Source organism: Ruminiclostridium papyrosolvens C7 (assembly GCF_000421965.1).
Lineage (GTDB): Bacteria > Bacillota > Clostridia > Acetivibrionales > DSM-1351 > Ruminiclostridium > Ruminiclostridium papyrosolvens_A.
The window spans coordinates 1-21119 of record NZ_ATAY01000082.1; the positions used below are offsets into that span (position 1 = coordinate 1).

At 37.3% G+C, this 21119-nt stretch carries 14 protein-coding genes; all 14 read left to right on the forward strand.

The genetic code is table 11. The features are described 5' to 3' along the window. Positions 1–249 precede the first annotated feature (249 nt). Entirely contained in the window at positions 250–1944 is a 1695-nt protein-coding gene (locus tag L323_RS35810; RefSeq protein WP_020816501.1) for a GspE/PulE family protein, read from the forward strand. A 59-nt stretch (positions 1945–2003) separates the two neighbouring features. Further along, a complete protein-coding gene (locus L323_RS35815; RefSeq protein WP_020816502.1) occupies positions 2004–3059 on the forward strand; it encodes a type IV pilus twitching motility protein PilT in 1056 nt (351 codons plus the stop codon). A gap of 127 nt (positions 3060–3186) precedes the next feature. After that, entirely contained in the window at positions 3187–4404 is a 1218-nt protein-coding gene (locus tag L323_RS35820; RefSeq protein WP_020816503.1) for a type II secretion system F family protein, read from the forward strand. Between the two features lie 38 nt (positions 4405–4442). Beyond that, complete coding sequence (locus L323_RS35825; protein WP_020816504.1) at positions 4443–4826, forward strand: type II secretion system protein; 384 nt, start codon at positions 4443–4445, stop codon at positions 4824–4826. A 4-nt stretch (positions 4827–4830) separates the two neighbouring features. Continuing rightward, entirely contained in the window at positions 4831–5628 is a 798-nt protein-coding gene (locus L323_RS35830; RefSeq protein ID WP_020816505.1) for a prepilin peptidase, read from the forward strand. A 30-nt stretch (positions 5629–5658) separates the two neighbouring features. Then, positions 5659–6714, forward strand: coding sequence for a type IV pilus assembly protein PilM (gene pilM, locus L323_RS35835; RefSeq protein WP_020816506.1), 1056 nt, complete (start codon positions 5659–5661; stop codon positions 6712–6714). A gap of 39 nt (positions 6715–6753) precedes the next feature. Next, positions 6754–7323, forward strand: coding sequence for a prepilin-type N-terminal cleavage/methylation domain-containing protein (locus tag L323_RS35840; RefSeq protein ID WP_020816507.1), 570 nt, complete (start codon positions 6754–6756; stop codon positions 7321–7323). Positions 7324–7354: 31 nt separating this feature from the next. Then, a complete protein-coding gene (locus L323_RS35845; protein ID WP_020816508.1) occupies positions 7355–8353 on the forward strand; it encodes a PilN domain-containing protein in 999 nt (332 codons plus the stop codon). Positions 8354–8407: 54 nt separating this feature from the next. Further along, positions 8408–9784, forward strand: a complete 1377-nt coding sequence (locus L323_RS35850) for a hypothetical protein (RefSeq protein ID WP_031342344.1) — start codon at positions 8408–8410, stop codon at positions 9782–9784. A gap of 15 nt (positions 9785–9799) precedes the next feature. Next, complete coding sequence (locus L323_RS35855) at positions 9800–10726, forward strand: type IV pilus modification PilV family protein (protein ID WP_020816510.1); 927 nt, start codon at positions 9800–9802, stop codon at positions 10724–10726. Between the two features lie 62 nt (positions 10727–10788). Beyond that, on the forward strand, positions 10789–13299 hold the full coding sequence (locus tag L323_RS0121055; RefSeq protein ID WP_051153535.1) for a hypothetical protein: 2511 nt from the start codon (positions 10789–10791) through the stop codon (positions 13297–13299). A gap of 25 nt (positions 13300–13324) precedes the next feature. After that, positions 13325–16828: a PA14 domain-containing protein gene (locus L323_RS35860; RefSeq protein ID WP_020816511.1), complete on the forward strand. Its 3504-nt coding sequence runs from the start codon at positions 13325–13327 to the stop codon at positions 16826–16828. Positions 16829–17081: 253 nt separating this feature from the next. After that, entirely contained in the window at positions 17082–18389 is a 1308-nt protein-coding gene (locus tag L323_RS35865) for a putative glycoside hydrolase (protein ID WP_020816512.1), read from the forward strand. Positions 18390–18562: 173 nt separating this feature from the next. After that, positions 18563–20950, forward strand: a complete 2388-nt coding sequence (locus L323_RS35870; protein WP_020816513.1) for a vitamin B12-dependent ribonucleotide reductase — start codon at positions 18563–18565, stop codon at positions 20948–20950. The last annotated feature ends 169 nt before the right edge of the window (positions 20951–21119 follow it).

The window sequence follows — 21119 nt, forward strand, 5'->3', positions numbered from 1 at the left end:
TAGATCCTTTAGGGTCTATTTTTTTTTGCGTTTTTTGATATTGGTTGTTAATCGTTGGTTAATTTTTATTATTATAGTATAGCTAATAACTTAAACAGTTTACTTTATCTAATAGATTGTCTTGGGAAATGTATAATTTTTGACAAAATAAAAGGATTTTGAGTAATAATATGGAATATATACATTAAACCAGAAAAATATACATAAATAGATATAAGATGTTAAACTTTTGTTTGGATGTGATTGCTAATGCTCAACAAGACACGTAAGCGGCTTGGTGATTTGTTGCTGGAAGTCGAAATGATAACCACAAATCAGCTTGAATCCGCTATTGAAGTGCAGAAAAAAACCGGTGAGAAACTTGGTTCTATACTTACAAAACTAGGCTATGTTACTGAAGATGATATAATTCAAGTCCTTGAATTTCAGCTTGGTATTCCACATGTTAAACTTGAAAAATATAATATTGACAAGTCAGCTTATTTAGCAATACCTGAGAGTATTGCTAAGAGGTATGGGCTGATTCCTATTAAAAAGGAAAAAGGAACTTTGACTGTTGCAATGAGTGATCCTCTCAATGTGTTTGCAATAGATGATTTAAACATTTATTCAGGTATGGAGATACAGCCTGTTATTGCAAGTTTTGATGATATTTCCAAAGCAATAGACAAATATTACAGTGCTCAAAAAGCTATGAAGGCTGTTGAGGAGTTTAAAAAAGAACAAGTCTCTACTATAAAAATAAATTCAGATACTTCAGAAGAACAGAATATTGAAGAAATTAATAACGCTCCTGCTGTTAAGGTTATTAATTCAATTATAGAGCAAGCCGTAAGAAGCAGAGCCAGCGATATACATATTGAGCCTTTTGAAGAATATATAAAAATAAGATTCAGAACCGATGGTCAGCTTTGTGAAATCATGAGGCCTGAAATTGACATAATGCCTGCAATTTCTGCACGTATAAAGATTATAGGTGGTATGAACATTGCAGAGAAAAGGTTGCCGCAGGACGGCAGGATAAGTATTGAGGTTGATGGCAAGGAATATGACCTTAGAGTTTCGATTTTACCAACAATTTTCGGAGAGAAGATCGTTATAAGAATTGCAGATAAAAAGGCTTTTGTTTTGAGCAGGAGTCAATTAGGTTTTAATGATTATGAGGAACAGCAGTTTCACAAGATGCTGCTTAATCCCCACGGTATTATTATGGTAACCGGGCCAACGGGAAGTGGAAAGACTACAACTCTTTACAGTGCAATAAGTGAAATCAACAGTCCCGATATTAATATTATAACGGTGGAGGACCCTGTAGAATGTGTTATAGATGGAGTTAATCATGTTCAGGTTAATACAAAAACAGGTATGACTTTTGCGGCGGGACTCAGGTCTATTCTTAGACAGGATCCGGATGTAATTATGATTGGGGAAATACGTGACAGAGAAACCGCTGAAATAGCCGTAAGAGCAGCGATAACCGGACATCTGGTTCTTAGTACACTTCATACAAATGATGCACCAAGCTCGGTTTTAAGGCTTATAGACATGGGGATTGAACCCTACATGGTTTCTTCGTCTATTGTAGGTGTTATAGCTCAGCGATTATACAAAAAAATTTGCAGCAATTGTAAAATGGAATATTCAGCAAATGATAATGAGAAAAGCATATTGGGAATAACTGATATAGAGCCTGTCTTATACAAGGGGAGAGGTTGTCCCATGTGTAGCCATACCGGTTACAGAGGACGGCATGGAGTTTATGAGTTGATATCAATTACAAAAAAGCATAAGGAAATGATTAATAATAAATGTTCAGAAGAAGAATTCAGGAATTATTCCATACAAAACGGAATGGTTACTTTAAGAGATAATTTAGTGAAAAAAGTACTGGCAGGAGATACAACTATTGATGAATTAATCCGTATTGCATATTCAAATGATTAAAATTCATAGATAATTAGTAATCTGATATTGGTTAGATTAGAAAGGCTTTGGAGATTATTATGCTTTCTTTAGAGGATTTATTAAAAAAAACATTGGAATTTGGCGCTTCTGACTTACATTTAACAGTAGGGATTCCTCCAACTATCAGAAAGAACGGCAGACTTTCTACCATAGGAGAGGAAAAACTCATGCCTTCAGATACTGAAGCTTATATCAGAAGTATGCTCAATGAAGAACAGTGGAAAAAATATCAGGAGACCGGCGAACTTGATCTATCATTTTCACTTAAAGGTATGGGAAGATTCAGAGTTAATGTCTACAAGCAAAGGGGCACCTGCTGTGCCGCTATCAGAATGGTAAACCTTGTTATTCCATCTGTTGAAGAACTTGGACTACCTAATATTGTTACAGATATGAGCAAGAAAACTAAGGGAATGATTTTAGTTACCGGCCCTACTGGAAGCGGAAAGTCAACTACTTTGGCTTTAATTATTAATTTGATAAATCAAAACAGGGACTGTCATATACTTACATTGGAAGACCCTATAGAGTATCTTCACAAACACAATAAATCCATTGTTAATCAGAGGGAAATAGGAAATGATTCGCAATCCTATGCTGCTGCACTTAGGGCTGCCTTAAGAGAAGACCCTGATGTAATTCTGGTAGGAGAGATGCGAGATACCGAGACTATAGCAATAGCTGTTACTGCGGCGGAAACAGGTCACTTGGTTTTGTCTACGTTACATACTATCGGAGCTGCTAATACAATTGACAGAATTATAGATGTGTTCCCTCCTTATCAGCAGCAGCAGATAAAAGTTCAGCTTTCAACGGTTATTCAGTCAGTTATTTCGCAGCAGCTTCTGCCGAGAAAAGATAAGCCCGGAAGAGTGCCGGCTATTGAAATTATGGTAGCTACTCCTGCAGTAAGGAATTTAATCCGTGAGGGTAAAACATATCAGATTAATTCACAGATTCAGACAGGTGCAAAATTCGGAATGCAATCAATGGACTTAAGTCTGGCTAACCTGTATAAAAAAGGTATTATAAGCCAGGAAGATGCAATGACTTATGCAATGGACCCGGATAATATTATCAGATACATGGGGTAAAGCGGGCAATATTTATTGACTATTGATTACGATGTGATAATATTAAATATATAAACATTTCCATATCAATACATTTGTGGTTTATACTAATATAATTTTAAATAATATACTTTTCAGGTGATTTTTATTGGCTAATTATATTTATAATGCTAAAACCAAGTCAGGTGAAACAGTATCCGGCAATGTGGAGGCATCCGATGTCAATATGGCAATAGCTTTTGTCAAAGACCGAGGATATTTTCCTATGGCAGTGTATGAAAATACCGGACCGGGTAAGGAAATTGAGTTTAAGGTACATAAAAAAGTAAAGGTTAAAGACCTGTCTATTTTGTGCCGGCAATTTCATACTATGCTTAATGCGGGAGTTTCAGTTATTGGATGTCTTGATTTACTTCGTAGCCAAACACAGAATCCCACCCTGCGTGATGCAATGTCACAACTTTATGATGATGTACAGAAGGGAAAAACACTTTCTGAATCAATGAAATTACTTTCAAAAGTTTTTCCGGTACTAATGGTCAGTATGGTCGAAGTGGGTGAGGTAAGCGGAACTCTTGAACAAGTTCTGGAAAGACTATCCGTACAGTTTGAAAAAGACACTAAAGTTAAGTCAAAGGTTTCAACTGCTATGATGTATCCGGCGGTTATAGGGTGTATTGCCTTGGTAATGGTTACGTTTATGATTGTATTCATAGTACCTAAGTTTGTAAGTATGGTTAACAGTGTTGGAGGAACACTTCCAATGCCTACCAGAATAATATTATTTATAAGCGGATTATTTACCAATCCTTTATTTTTACTGGGGTTTGCTCTGGTTATCGTAGCCGCGGTGTGGGGATTCAGAAGGTTTAAAAGTACGGAATACGGTAAATTTTTTATTGACAGTCTTATTTTTAAAATGCCAATGGTTGGTGTTAATGTTCAGAAGATTTTGGCCTCACGTTTTACAAGAACTTTGAGTACTTTGCTGAAATCAGGTGTTTCTCTGATTCATGCACTTGAGGTTGTAGACGGTGTAGTAAACAACCAGATTGTTTCCAGAGGTCTTTTAAAGGTTAAGGAAAGTATTAAAATGGGTTCGAATTTGGCAGCACCTCTTGAGAAAATGGGGATTTTCCCGCTGATGGTAACGCATATGATCAGTGTTGGAGAAGAAGCCGGTTCTCTTGATTCCATCATGGAAAAGGTGGCGGATTTCTATGATGAGGAAGTGGAGACATCTGTGAGCAAACTGGTTGCTATGATGGAACCGCTTCTGATGATGGTACTTGCGATTATAGTAGGCTTTATTGTTGTAGCAATGATATTGCCCATATTCAGCATGTATCAGGGTGTGGGCCAATAAAATAAATATATATATATAACTAATAAGGGGGAGTTCTAATGTTTAAATTCTTTAAGAAGGTAAAGAAAAATAAGAAGGGTTATACCCTGACAGAATTGATTGTGGTTGTGGCAATTCTGGGTATACTGGCTGCGGTCGCAACACCGATGGTATTAAATCAGGTATCAAAGGCAAAAACAAGTGCGGATGCAGCTAATGAAAAGGCAATTGAAAATGCATATTTAGTAGGTATGGCTGATGCTTCTGATACAACCGTTCCGGCTGATTTTACAGGAGTAAAGAAAAAAATAGGGAGTGCACTGGCATCTATTCCAAAGCCTAACGACAAATCAAAAGATTTTTATCTTAACCCGACTACAGGTGAAGCCACTGCTGCAAGTGCAACACCAAGTCCAGTGGCAAGTTGGATAAAGTTAAAATAAATAAATGCAAACATTACTCATAATTTATATATTAATATTCGGGCTTGTAATAGGCTGTTTTCTTAATGTATGTATTTCACGCATACCTCAAAAACAGTCTATTATAAGACCTCCATCCCGTTGTTCCAACTGTGGGACAACACTCAGGCCCCTTGATCTTGTGCCTGTATTCAGTTTTGTATTCTTGAAAGGCAAATGTCGTTATTGTGGGGAGAAAGTATCCGCCGTGAATCCCATAGTAGAAGTCATTACAGCCATTGTTTTTGTTGCACTTTATTTAGAGTACTCTTTAACAGTTGAGTTTGGTGCCATGGCATTGCTATCATGCATACTTATTTGCATCGCTTTTATAGATGCGGAGTACAGGATAATTCCAAACGGTTTTATTATTACAGGCTTGATAAGCGGGCTGGTTTTATTTTTATACAATTTATTTTATCCGGTGGACATGTTCGGAGACAGAGTATGGTTCAACCCCATACTGGGTTTTATCGTGGGTACAAGCTTTCTTTTAATTGTTTCTCTTGTGGGGATGCTTGTATATAAGAGTGATGATGCTATGGGAATGGGTGATATAAAGCTTTTTGCGGTTATCGGACTTTTCCTTGGCTGGCGTATGACAATTATCAGCCTTATGCTTTCTGTTTTTTCAGCAGCTATCGGATGTGTTTTACTTTTTATCTTAAAAAAGAATAACAGAAAGTCCACCATTGCATTTGGTCCATATATTGCAATCGGGACTTTTATAACAATTATATACGGTTGGAATCTACTTGAACAATATATGACCTTACTTAAATAACTATATCAATGGAAATATAGAGGCGAACCTATGGTTGGGAAAAATCTTTTAGCATTGGATATCGGAAATGACACCATTAAAATTGTTGGTGGCTCAGCAAATAAAAAAAATATATTTATAAATGAATACGGTATTATTAACACACCCGTTGAGTGTATTAATGATGGTATGATAATTGATACCGCTACGGTGTCCAAGGCTATTTGTGAAGCTGTTAAAACTCACAAAATAGGCGGCGGAGCTCTTGTAATGACTGTTACAGGTACGGGAGTTATCACAAGAGACATAGTGCTGCCAAAATCAACGGAACAGGAAATTGAAAAGATGCTTGAATTTGAGGCTCAGCAGTATTTTCCTGTGGATTTAAAGGATTATACCGTTGATTTTAAGGTTATGGAGAACATAGGCGATCAGATTCGTGTGCTGGTTGTAGCTGCTCCCAATAAGCAAATTGAGACTTATATTAATCTGGCAAAGCTTTTGAAACAGCAATTAGCAGCTATTGATATTCCATCTAATTGTGTTCTGAAGCTTTTATCTTTTTCACCTCTTTATAATGATGAAACCGTAGAAGAATACGCAGTAGTTGATATAGGAAGGGATACTTCCGGAGTGTGTTTTTTCAGAAATAACATTTTAAAATTCAGCAGAATTTTATTAAATGGTGTTTCAGAGGTGGATAGTATTATTGCCAATAAATATAATCTGGAATTTAAAGCTGCTGAAGAACTTAAACGTTCCTTTAAAGGGTTTAACAGTCAGTCTGATTCCGAAGAGAAATTTCAGGATTTAGGCGAGGTTATTCAAGGGGCACTTGACAGTATAATATCCGATTTAAACAGGTTTATAGAATTTTATAATTCCCGAGATAATTCAAATAACGTTGAAAAGCTTTATATTTATGGCGGTGGAAGCAAGCTAAAAGGCATTACAGAGTATTTTTCAAGTACTTTCAATATGCCGGTTCTATCCTTTCCTTTGCTAAAGGAAATTGTTTATAAGGGAAATAAGGGGAAAGAAGCTTTTGAACAGGACTACCCTTTTTTGATTAATGCCGTAGGCTGTTTGACCAGAGCATTTAAATAAGCCTTCTCGTAATAGAGTACATGGTGGGGAGGGTCATTATTGAATATTAAAAGTGAAAAGGGCGTTACCTTAACTGAGGTAATAGGGGCAGTAACTATTTTGATGATACTGATGGTACCACTATCATTTATTTTTACTACGACTTACGATAAATGTGTGGTAGAGGCTGACAAAGTGGCTGCTCAGCAAGTTGCAAGAGAGATTCTGTATGGTGACGGGATTAATTTTAATGGCATAATGGGTGATTTGGAGAAGTCAAACGCTAAAATAGGTGATTTGCATAAGTCAAACTCAAAAAGTAGTGAAGTAGTTATTGAAGATATACCTCCGGATGGATGTAGTATAAGTATTCCTGCTAGTAATGGAATCAGGGAGTACCTGTATGATTCAAATGTCGGCGGAGGTGTGGTTTTATATAACGGTAAGAGGATTAATGATAAATCTTCTTCAGGAAAAGAAATTAACATAACCGGCTTTACTGTTCAACCAATTTATAAAAACGATTTAAACGATAATGATCAATTAAGAGTTCAGGTCAGGGTATTATGCGGTAAAAGCGGAATTGTAGAGGTTGAAAGCAGCTACAGATTCCCCAATATAGAAAAGTAAATAAAATATACGTGCAAGGGTGGGATAGTATTTGAAGGACTTAAATCTTATTCCTAAAAGTTTGATTGTTGATAAAAAAAATAAAGTTAAAAAGACATATCTCTCTATCCTAATAATTTGCGTTGGCTTTATAGCTGTTGCTGCCTACACGGTACCTGCAATTTATGAAATCAATCTGCGTAATGATAAACAAGAACTTGAAAAGAAGGTAAACAGTACCACTAGTTATGTTGAAACTGTGAATGAGTTCAATTCACTTAAAAAGGCAGTAGAAGTAAGGGAGGCTGAAGGTAAGAAACTTTCCCTTAATCGGATTGATGTTCTGGGTATTGTTAGTGCAATTGAAAATGCATGTCCTGAGAAGCTGTTTATTGAAAATTTTGTATCAACGGGTAATAACGAATCAGATACGAAAATTGTTTTAAAGGGTGTTTCAGCAGATGAAAATACTTTGGCTTCTTTTTTAAGAAATTTAATGGATGATGATTATTTTAATAGTGTGGTTCTATCAAATATATCTAATAAACAAGGAAATAATGGTACTACTTTTGACGTTACCCTGAGTGGTGTAAAGAAGAGTGACCTAATTGTATATAACAATTGGAAAAACGGGTTCAGGATTTGTTATGAGCCTGACTGGAGTAAAAAAGTAGATAAGGACGATAGTGTTTTGTTTACCGCAAATAAGAGATTGAATTCCACAGACGCGGATTCTCTTGAAATAACTGTCACATCTACTGAACTCACTTCAAAGGAATTTACAGATAAAAGGATAGATAAACTTAAAAGTGAGTTGGAAGGCTTTCAAAAAATATATACTACAAAGACTAAAAACTCAGGGGAAGAAGCTTACAAGTTGATGTATCTGGGAGATGAAAAGGGAACCAGATATAAATATTTGGAGCTTTGCACAGTCAAGAACAACAAGGGCTATATTGTTAAATACAAAAGCGACCCCACTAGTTTTGAAGTAAAGGAAAGAACGATAGATCGTATACTTAAATCCTTTACTGTTATAAAAAGCCCTTAAATAGTTTAATCAGCTGGAGTAATTATTTTGCATATTATAGAAATGGAGATACATATGAAATTAACTCAGCGTGATAAAAAACTACTGATTGTTCTGGGAGTGGTGATATTTACTGTTGTTTTTCTCAAATTCTTGCTGTTACCAAAGTTAGGCTCTATCAGCCAACTTAAAACGGATATTGCAACATTAAATGACTCCTATGCAGTGAATATGGCTCATAAGGCAAAGGTAAAGAGAATTGACGGGGATATAAAGATACTGTCTAAAAAACTGGGGGACTTGAGAGAAATCTACCCACCAAGTATTGACAGCGATGAGCTTCTGGTGCTTATGAAGAATTTAACAAGTGAAGCCGGGCTGGAAGTAAAGTCAATTTCTTTTGGTACTTTAGGTGGGATGGACGGAAGTAAGTCGGAAAGTAAGGATACTACTCAAAAAGAAGCCAGTACTTCGGAGGTAAAGGGTAATAATATTCTTGAAAACGGTGACGGAAGCAAATTGGGAAATGGAATATTATCTGATATCAGAAATTACTTTTATCTTTGGGGATTGAAAAGCAAAAAAAGCAGTGCAGACGATGAAGCTGTCCCGGATGGTAAAAGCTACGCTGTTTCTGTTAAACTTGAGGCCACCGGGAGCAATGAGGATATAAAAGCCTACTTTGATAAGCTTTCAAAGCTTAAAAATAAGGCGATTTGTAAAGCAGTTAGTATTTCACCCGGCCAAAATAGCGGACAGAATGATGAAGATGAAAAAAACTTAAAGCTAAGTGCTGAAATAGTATTTTACGGAATTATGGATAAAGGAGCAGGAGACTATTATATACTTGAAGATGGCAAATGGGCTCCGATTCCTGCTAACGGAAAGAAAGATATTTTTAAGTCTTATAATGGGTTTAATCCTTTAGGGCAACCCGGATTTACTCAAAATGCTGATATTACTGATACTAAAAACAGTGTTGAAGATAAAGAGAAAGGCCAACTGGATGAAATTATTCCGGGTACATATGACTTTTCTTTAGTAGCAGCCCATTTTGGAGGCGGGCTTGCTCCAAGTGTATCAATTAACTGTAAAAACCCGGCGCTACCGGAAAATTCATACTCGGTAGTATATGGTGACAACAAGGGTACAGAAAACGCTGAGATATTTATCGAGCAGAAGAACGGTAAATATTACTGTAAATTTAAAACAGATCATGAAAGTTATCCCGATAAGCAATACAGTCAGACTATGGAGTTTGTACCTGTGGGAGAGGATTTAAAGCTTGTTATTATTTCTTCAGAGAGACGAGATGAGAATGACAACGCAGGGGTAAAACTAAATATAATTAATAATTCGGATAAGCAGCTTGTTTATAAGATTTATATGGATGACCCCAGTCTGCCAAGGGTTGAAATAGGCAAAACAGTTGGAAAAGTAACTAAGCAATAGTAGCAGGTGATTTATATGACTAAGCTCAAAAGGCTACTTAAAAATGAAAACGGTGAAACTTTTATAGAAGTATTAGCTGCTGTAATATTGTTGGCGGTGATTGCAGGACCTTTGTTAAGCATGGCCATGTCTTCCTATTACTATAACAGGGATTCGGAGCAAAAGATTAAAGCGGCAGCCATTGCACAAATGGTAATGGATGAAGTAAAGTCTAAAAAAAACCTTGTAAGTACCGGAACCGGTTATTTACCGTTTAACATTGAGCCTTTTAAAGAGGCAGTTAACACAAAGCTGCAACCCTACTACAGGATTAAAAGCGTAGAGACGGGTCAGTTAACACCTCCTACAAATGACTATACATATGATAACTCGGAAGCAAATAATCCTGACATGGAGCTTATTATTGAACAGGGTACCAGCGGGGATAACAACATACCTATGATTGAACTGAAGGCACTCAATGGAACAACTGACCCAAGCAGTCCAAACAGTCCCCAAAGTATAAAAATTGATACAGGTTTTGATTGTCGCAAAGATAAATTAATTATGCAGTTTGAGAAAAATGGTTCTAAAATTATATGTGGTATAGGTAAAAGTTTACCTGTTAAAACAGTAGAAGTTACACCTGCTAGTCAGGATTATATAAAGCTTAAGTTAAGCTGTAAAAATGATGATGGTAAGAAAAACTCCGATGAACAGATAAAGGTATTTACATACAGCAATCAGGAGATTAACCTGAAGACCTATATAACTGACGGTAAAGAGTTGGAGCCCGGAGTGTGCTTTATTAATAAAAGCAGCAAGATGGAATATGAAATAAATTATATGGAAACAAATGCATTTAATTATGATTGGACGAATGAGCTTCTAGAAATAGTTGTTGAAGTCAGAAAAAAAGATGGCACGGTTATATATACTGCCTCATCCTATGTAAAGAAGTAGCAGGTGGTTACTATGAGTAAAATAAGGGGTTTTTTAAAAAAAGTAATGGTTCAACTTTGGCGATGGTACTTTTCTTAGTATTTGTTTTATCGGCTACTGCTTTGGCTGTCATGGCACTTGCAGGTTCAGAGCTTGTAATGAGTACTGTAACCTCTGACAGAAGCAAGGCTTTGTTTGCAGCTCAGGCAGGCGCTGAAAAAGTTGCGCAAAAGCTCGATATTGAGGTGGGAAGAATACAGGACCGTGCAAGGGTAACTTCCAGTGAAGTGATTAAAAAGGCTATAGATGACAAATTGCCTGCTTTTGATGAGATTATTGATACTACTGATTCTAATAATATAAAAGTATTAAATGAGAAAGAACTGAATAAAATCTATGAAACCGAGTACAAATATCAATTCTTTAAAATGTTGTCAGAATGGATTGAAAAACAGACAGCTGCCGGAGAGGAATGGGACGGTACTATACCACACGGTGTGCAGCATGTTGTTACTAAAGAGGGTAAAGATGTTACTATAAACGATGGTAGTTATATATATAGCTTTATACATCCGAACAAAACCAGCAATATCTATTCATCAGTTGCCCCAAATACTCTTCAGGAAAATGAAATATCGTCAATTACTGTAAAAGCAACGGGAGAATACAAATCAGGTAAGCACAATTACAAAAGAATTATTTCAGCAGAGTTCAGTTTTTTGACTGATTCCGTAAATGATAATTCTGACATTCCTGTTATTTACAGTAAGCTTACAAAGGTTAAGGTCAACAAGGACAACAAACCTGAAATACTTAAGGATAAGGCAATTGTAGCAAGTAAAAACATTATTTCCGTTAATGGAAACGTTAACATTGAGAAGGGAAATGCAATATGCTTCGGAACTATCCCAACCGTAAACGGTATTGATATAAACTATAATGCTGACGGTTATAAATACGGCGGTTTTATGGCCGGGATGACAAGGGATACTTGGAACGATATCAACTTGGGACATAACAACAAGAGCCTTAAAGATAGCATTATTGAGACTATACCGGGTATGTCTGACTCAGATTTTGCAAATTTCCCGGGAGCTTTTAATATTCAAGGAGGTAATGTAATTACTGCCGGATATGTTCATACTCTGTATAGTAATACAAACTCCCCATCAAAAATAAATGTTCAAAAAGGTGATGTATTTGCACGAAGTGTAAAAGTAGAGAATAAGGCTCATTCAAGTGAGATTAACTTGAAAAATGTTTTCTTGACTGATGACTTAAGGATTGATTCAAATAATTCCACTGTAAATATAGGAGAGTGGGAAGGAGAAAAAGCCGGAGAGGGTATGCTTGTAGGTCTGAATCCGGGTGATTCAGCCTCAGGCTATGATACTTCCAGTGCAGTTATAGTTTCCGGCGATTCAAACCTTAATATAAACGGAAGCCTTTATATCGGTGGAACAACATACTTTAACGAATATAAAAATATAACCGATAATAAAATGTATTTTTCAGGAATATCGGTATTGAAATCAGGAAGCTTGCCGGCAGAAGCATTCCGTATGTGGGATGACATTGAAATTCCATCAAAGGAGGTATATCCCGGAAACGTTTTTTATCTGTATGACAAATACCGGGATACTAACGGGGTTCCTGATGCTGATGATTATATAAATGTCAATGACCCTACGGAACAGCAAAAGCTCATAAGTGCCGGGTTTAACTATAAGTCAAAGAACGAAAGTCAGCCGGATGATTCGCCCCCGGTACAAATGATGATGGGCAGCCAGGCAAAGCCGCTGTTCGATATTCTGGATAGGGCAATGCACTTCAAATGGATATGGGATACCTTCTGGAAGGATGATGTGGGATATTATTCCTACCTGAATTCAGGAGATATCAGAATAGAACATTATGAAAAAGCTGATGACGGCAATTATGTCAAAAACACCGGTAAAGTTAAAGGTTGGTGTTTTGGGGCTGTTGCTGCCAACGATACGGTTTACGGGCCCTATGGCGGGTTTACCGAGGACAACGGACAGTACTACATTGAAAAAGGTATGAGGTCTGTTTTATATAGAAATAACATGAGTTTATTTGTACAGGAATTTGAACAGGTCATGGCAGCAAAGCCCACTAAGAGTCTTACGGATGACGGAAATGCCAGTGAAAAAAAAGGGCTTATTAATAAAGCAGTAAGGCGGGATAAAACTGTAGTATCAAAATCAGGGGTATTTTTCCTGAATAGCAGCGGTAATGTTGTTCTATCAAGCAGTCAGGTAAACAGTGCAGATATTCCAAAAGAGGACGGGTATTTGCAAGGAATTATCTATTCTGCAGGTGACATATATGTTGAGGCAGGAACTAAATTTAAAGGGATATTGATTGCGGAGGGCAATATAGTATTTCTTGGGGGAGCAGACATATCTTACGATGAAAATACCGTAGATATACTTTTGAGTGAAGAACTCGATGCAGGGAGACTATTTAATTACAATGCATCGGAGATTGTTCTGAGTAATTCATCCATAAAGACAATTAAAAAACCAAACGTTAAAAATACAAAGATAACTTCATGGAAGGAAGAAAAATAAATTAATTGCATGGAGGTTGATGCTAATGTTCAAGAAGGCACTATGTGTCTTAATGGCTCTAATCATTATGATTGGGCTAATGATTCCCCAGACAATCCGGGCTGAAAGTAATGCAGATATGGGAGAATCAAATATACAGTCTGACAATCAAAGGCTGACTGTACAGCTTCAAAAGGTGGATTCAATACTTGTCTGGTTTGCAAATGTTATATTGAACCACGGATATGAAGACTGGTTTCCTGATAATAATTCCTGCAGTGATTACAACTATGATAATGCTATTTTCCAGTTTATCAAGGTGAAAATCACTAATACCAGTGATTCTGTTATAACTCTTAACAGTAATAACCAACTGGTGCTAAGGTTTACAAATAGGTCGGGAAAGGAACTGGGCCTGAAAATCTATGAGTTTTCTGCCTATAGAAACATTGATAAATCAAACAGGGAGTATACTTTCGGGTCCAGTTTACTATCCAACAGAACTATAAAAAGTCATGGGACGTGGGAATTTTACGGTTATGTAAAATGGATGAACTTCTCCGATTTGGGCTGTACTATAGTGAGACAGCCTGATGAGAATAAAATTCAGGTTAGACTTACTGAAAAAAGTTATCCGACTAATCCTTCCGAGTTTGCGTCCAAGGATAGGATTCATTCAGTGCTAAAGCTGTATAACGAGGGTAACAAGGACATTGATTTGGATAAAATAAGAATCCACTATTACTTTAACATGGATGGGGACTTGAATAAGGTTGCACCAAAGACTGAAAAGGTGGAGGGAAAGATATATAACTACCAGCCTGACCGGTCAAATCCACAAGAAGATGTTATACAAACCCTTCCGTCAGTATTTATTAATATGGGTGAGTATTCGACACCTAAAACCAACTGCTTTATTGAAATCGGGTTTCCGTCAAAAAGCAATGGTTCAGGCTACATGAATTGTTTGTATAAGTTTTTACGTTATTTCAGCAGTCTGTGGAATGATAAATTTATTAAGCGTGATATTAACTGGTTGGATGATATTCTTGTAAGGAGTACCAATTGTTCTTCAGATAAGGAGAAACACAGGTGGTGGTGGAACTGGAGCCAGGACTATACTGTCAGTTCAAAGAATTATGTACTTAGTGCGAAATCCGGTAACAATACTTCACATGCGGATATTGAGCTTGAAATAGTCAAGGAATTTATTGCTCAAATGACAGGGGATACATCTAATCTGAGAAAATTTAATCAGGCTAATCATTACTCTTTTAATCCAGGAGAAGAAATGGATTGGGAAAGAGTTACAGTATATTATAATGGTGAACTTATATGGGGAAAGGAACCGGGACAAGAGCTTGCAGCACCTCAAACCCTTCAGGCAATTCCTAAAAGAGATGGCATACTGTTAAGATGGGATGAAGTAAACGGTGCGGAAGGTTATAAATTGTGGCGAAAGGGTCCGGGTGATTCTGACTTTGTCCAGCTTCCTCAGATATTATCTGACAGTTCTTTTACTGACAACAACGTTACACCGGGAGGAACCTATACATATAAGGTGCAGGCTGTTTCAGACAGTGGAGAACAGCTGGGGCCATTTTCAAATGAGGCTTCTGCTACTGCCTTGATTCTGACGAGTAACGGACTGTATGCTGAATACTATAATTGGAAGCCTGTTGCCGGCAGTAGTTTGACAAACTACGGTTATGATTCGGGAAACAATTTTACAACTAACTATGTAATGGAAAATACGGAACTTGCAATGTCCAGAATTGACCCCAAAATTGATTTTACTAAAGATAATGCAGACACCTATTACAGATGGGGCGATAAAGCCCCTGACCCCAAGGTTAATTCAGATCACTATTCAGTGGTCTGGTCAGGATATATTATGCCGGAGTTCAATGAGGACTACACATTCTATACCACAACGGACGACGGAGTGAAGCTATGGATTGATATAAACAGAAATGGTAGCTATGATACAAATGAACTTTTGATTTCAAACTGGCAGAAGCATTCTGAAACAGAGAATAGTTCAAAATCAGTACAAATGGAAAAGGGTAAAAAATACAGAATAAGAATGGAATACTATGAAAACGAATACGATGCCGTTGCAAAGCTGTTATGGAGTAATGCCAAGAAAGCAAAGGAAGTAGTTCCAAACTCTCAGCTATTTGTTGACGGAGCCATTAATATCCCCAAGACTCCAATAAATCTTAAGGCAGATTTAAAAAATGACGGTAGTGTAGCCCTGACATGGGACAGTGTTCTTGAAGCACAGGGATATATGATTTACCAAACAGACTGGGAGGGTAATACTACAGTAATTAATGTAAAAGATAATTCATATACGGTGCCGAACCTACCATCCGGTGAATATAAATTCAGTGTAAGTGCATGGAATGAGGCGGGCGAGAGTGCAAAATCTCAGTGGGTGAAAGTTGTAGTCGGGCTGGGTGCCCCTCAGAATTTAAAAGGTACTGTTAATAAAAAGACAATTTACGTTTCATGGGATCCGGTGGATACTGCCTCGGGATACAGGCTTTATAGAGTGTGTGATGGAATACAAACCACAGTTCTTTCGGTAGATAATAAATATGCTGATAGTAAGGTTGAATACGGAAAGGTATATAAGTATTTTGTTTCAGCCATAAAAGAGGGATATGAGGGCGCAAAATCAAGAGAAATAACTATTGCCGTACCTCCTGACGCTCCGGCGAACCTAAAGGCGGCTCGTGATGGGGACACTGTTCAGTTGCGGTGGAGTCCTGCCCAGGGAGCCCAAACCTATAGTATATTAAGGTGTAATAGCTCTGATGGGACATACGAAATTATTAAAGAAGGAATAACCGGAACGTCCTTTAAGGATAATTCCATTCCTGAAATAACAAACACCAGAGGAGTAAAGTACTATTATAAAGTAGTTGCTGTGGCAAACGGTGCCGTAGGCCCCTACTCAAACATTGCAGATGCTATAATGTATCCTTTTGTTGAAACAGAACTGGGTTTTGTAACTTATAACATAATAAATAATTCTAGAAACCCGAATCTAGAGTTTGTTCTGGGGTCGTATGTACCTGTTGCTTTTGAACTACAGCTTAAGAATAGAGCTTCAAATCCGGGAATTGTAATGGATACAGACATGGTTAATAAAATGAATATCAATGAAAAACCATTTTTCTTAGAGTTGGTCAGCAAAAATATAAAGGTTACTGTAAAGAAAAAAGATTCTACTGAGTTTTTGAAGGTTAATGATAATATCGTTAGTAAAAAAGTGATTAAGGTAAATGATAAATATGTGATTAACATAGAGGTAAACGGAACTTATGATGCAGGAGATGTGGTGAAAATTGAGTTTGGTCCTAAAGTATTCACCTATAAGGATGATGATGTAGAGGATTACTACGGAAATATGTATCAGCTTAAATTAGGATTGTACACAGATGGTCATGGAAGCAGTGATAAACCAATAACAGCAGATATTAATCGAAATGTGCTTGCACCCCTTGAGGTAAAGATTGCCAATCCAAATAAGCTCAATTAAAATCACGTAACTTAAATAGTAACCCTTTTTTAAAAGACTTGATTTCCTTGGTGGAGATTAAGTCTTTTTTATATATGGGCAATACACGAAGTTATTGGGAAATATTACTAGTATATATATTCCAAATATGCTTTAAATAGGTTTGATTTTATTACCCGGATTTTGTATAATCTCAGTGTATCTGATTGAAAATATTAATTCATGATTATACTACATAATGCCACGAAAAAATATCGGGAATGGGGTACTTCTAATGAAAAACAGGAAAAATATTACGGTTTTATTCACATCTCTTTTTCTAAGTATGACAGTTGCAGCAGGGTCATTTCTCCTTACGGGATGTAATGAAAACGGGACAAAAGACCCTCAAAGCACAAGTACAAGCTCAACTTCTTCGTCTGCCGTAAGTACTGAAACAAAATCTTCTGATACTACAGCTGCAAATTCTACAGCTGCGGCTTCAGATTCCACAAAACAAGAGCAGGTACCTCAATCCGAAGGGTTGCAATTATCACCAAGTATTGAAAAAGTAAAGGTTAAGGCTATATACCTTACAGGGCCTTCCGCAGGTTCTTCAGCAAGAGTTGATAAAATTATTAATATGGCCAAAAATACTGAATTGAATACTGTGGTTATTGATGTCAAGGAAGATGGTGCGGTAAACTATAGCACAAACCTTGACTTGGTTAAAAAATATGGCAAGCAGGTAAAATATTATAATCCTAAAGATGTTATAAAAAAATTCCATGACAATGGAATATATGTAATAGGCAGAGTAGTTGTTTTCAAAGACCCTGTTCTGGCTAAGAACAGAGCAGACCTTGGTGTGAAGTCACCAAGCGGAAAGCTATGGCTGGAAAACGGTTCAACGCCTTGGGCAAACCCTTATATGGAAGAGGTTTGGGACTACAATATAGCAATCGCAAAAGAAGCTATTTCCTACGGCTTTGATGAAATCCAGTTTGATTATGTCAGATTCCCGACAGGAAGTAAAAAATCCATTAATTATGGTACAAATGTTCCCGAAAAGGCTGAAGCAATAAACGGTTTCCTTGCAAAATCAGAAAAAGAACTTCATCAGGAATTGGGAGTACCTGTTTCAGCAGACGTATTTGCAATAATTATTGAAAGCAAATTGGATGGAGAAAGTATTGGACAGAGATTTCAGGAAGTTGGAAAAGATATATACTGCATAAGTCCGATGATTTACCCGTCACACTATGCAAATAACTCACCAAAAGGAATAATGGGTAATGGTGTAGGTCAGAATATTAATGGTGTTACTTATACCAAGCCGGATATGGATCCTTATGGCGTAGTATACAATTCTTTATTATCTGCAAAAAAGAAAATATCTGAAACAACGGGCTACAAGGCAAAATTAAGGCCATATATACAGGCGTTCACTGCCAGATACCTGCCAGCGGGCTATTTCCAGACATATGGCGCAGAACAGGTTAAACAGCAAATTAAGGCTATTTATGATGCCGGATATGAAGAATGGATACTTTGGGATCCAAGCAATAAATATCAGGAATCATATTTTGAAAAAGAAAAATAATTATTTCCGTAAAAAATGCCTTGCTTCATGTGAAATATGGGGCTGGGTGTTTTTTTTGAAAAAATTCGGGAATATTTAACTATATTGAACATATATAATTAAAGTGATACAATATGTAGTGTCTTTGAAATAATACAAATACAAAATATAGACTAATGAGAGGGGATTTATTGATGAAGTTATCGGAAAATGCCGTCAAAGTATTGGAGAAGAGATATCTTGAGAAAGACGAAAATGGAAATTTGCTTGAGGATTGCGAGGGAATGTTTCATCGCGTAGCAAAGGCAATTGCCTCTGCAGATGCAGAATATACTGATGAAAAAGGATTGGCGGTAATTGAACAGGAATTTTATGATATGATGGCTAATCTTGAATTTTTACCTAATTCACCTACTTTGATGAATGCCGGAAGACCTTTGGGGCAGTTAAGTGCTTGCTTTGTTCTTCCTGTAGAAGATACAATGGAAGGCATTTTTGAATCCATAAAAAATGCGGCATTAATACATAAAAGCGGCGGAGGCACAGGTTTCAGCTTTTCCAGACTCCGTGCAAAAGGATCAACTGTAAATTCAACCGGTGGAGTTGCAAGCGGCCCTATAAGTTTTATGAAGGTTTTTAATGCCGCAACAGAAGCGGTAAAACAGGGAGGAACCAGACGTGGTGCCAACATGGGTATTTTGAGAATTGATCACCCTGATATTCTGGAGTTCATTTCCTGCAAAAGTAATAATTCAGAAATAACTAATTTTAATCTAAGTGTGGGAATTACTGAAGATTTCATGAAAGCGGTAGAACACAATCTGGAATATGAACTTTTGGATCCTAAAACAAAAAAGCCTGTTGCTAAACTTAATGCTAAAGAAGTATTTGATATAATTGTGGAAATGGCTTGGAAAAATGGGGAGCCGGGTATAATTTTTCTGGACAGGCTTAACCACGATAATGTAACTCCTAAGCTTGGGGAAATAGAAAGTACCAATCCCTGCGGTGAGCAGCCGTTGCTGCCTTACGAGGCATGTAATCTTGGCTCAATAAACCTGTACAATATGATGGACGATTCACATAAAGGCCTCGATTTTGAGAAATTGGAAAACACAGTACGAAAAGCAGTGCGTTTTCTGGATAATGTAATTGAGGTCAACAAATATCCTTTGCCTGAAATTGATAAAATGACAAGAGGCACCCGAAAAATAGGACTTGGCGTTATGGGATGGGCAGACACACTCTGTGCTTTGGGTGTGGCGTATAATTCTAAAGCTGCAATTGATTTAGCGGACAAGGTTATGTCCTTTATAAGTGATACTGCTCAGAAAGCTTCACAGGATTTGGCCGAATTAAAGGGCGTTTTTCCATTTTATCAGGACAGCATATATGCCCAAAAGGGTATAAAGATGAGAAATGCTACTACTACTACCATTGCACCAACTGGTACATTGAGTTTGATAGCTGGTGTTTCAAGCGGAATTGAGCCGATATTTGCAATTTCATATATCAGAAATGTTATGGACAATAGTGAACTGGTGGAGGTTGACCCTGTATTTAAAGGGGCTGCACTTTCCGGGAACTTCTATTCAGAAGAACTTATGAAGAAAATTGCCAGGGTTGGAACTGTTAAAAACATGAATGAGGTACCAAAGAATGTTCAAGACATATTTGTCACTGCACATGATGTACTTCCCGAGTGGCATGTAAAAATGCAGGCGGCATTCCAGCGTCATACAGACAATGCGGTTTCCAAGACAGTCAACCTAAGTCATGATGCGACTACAGATGATGTGAGAGAGGTATTCACTCTGGCCTATAAGACCCAGTGCAAAGGGGTTACAATTTACAGGGACGGAAGCCGTGACTTGCAGGTTCTTAATATTGGAAAAGTTAAAGGTAAGGAAGAGAATGCTGACAAGGAGTTGCCAGCCGGAGAGAATATTTACTGCGATTCCTGTGCGGTCAATAATATGCCTGGGAAAATAGAACCAAGGCCAAGACCTGACATTACTACAGGTTTTACGGAAAAAGTAGGAATAGGCTGCGGAAATCTTTATATTACTGTAAACTACGATGAAAACGGTATTTGTGAGGTCTTCACAAATACAGGACGTGCAGGAGGCTGTCCTTCCCAATCAGAAGCAACCAGCCGTCTGGTGTCGGTAGCATTACGTTCAGGTATGGATGTGAAATCAATTGTTGAACAACTAAAAGGCATAAGATGCCCGTCTACCATACGTCAGAAGGGCTTGAAGGTTTTGTCCTGTCCGGATGCAATAGGCAGACTAATAGAAAAGGTTGCGAAAATCCAGAGCAGCAAAGACGAGGATGTGTCAGGAGAAATATGTGCAACAACTGAATACAGTCTCTTACAAAAGCCTTCTGCCAGAACTGCTGATGCTGAACAAAGTGAGTGCGACTCACAATGCAGCAGTTGTACAATGAAGGAAGTATGCTCAAACCCCGGTAATGAAGATGACTATGTAAGTGCGGAATGCCCAGAGTGCGGTAAAGCAATGGAGCATGAAGGCGGTTGTGTTATTTGCAGGAGCTGCGGGTATAGTAAGTGTGGGTAGAACCTTCTGATATTATAAACTCTGAAACCCTTGATATTAAAGGATTTCCTAAAAAAATAGTCAAAAAATCAAATTAGATTTGAGATAATTGAGTTAGATTTGATTTAATTGATCAGAGAATCTCTGTAAGGCTTGATACTAAAGGTTTCTTATAGATTTTAGATTTTCC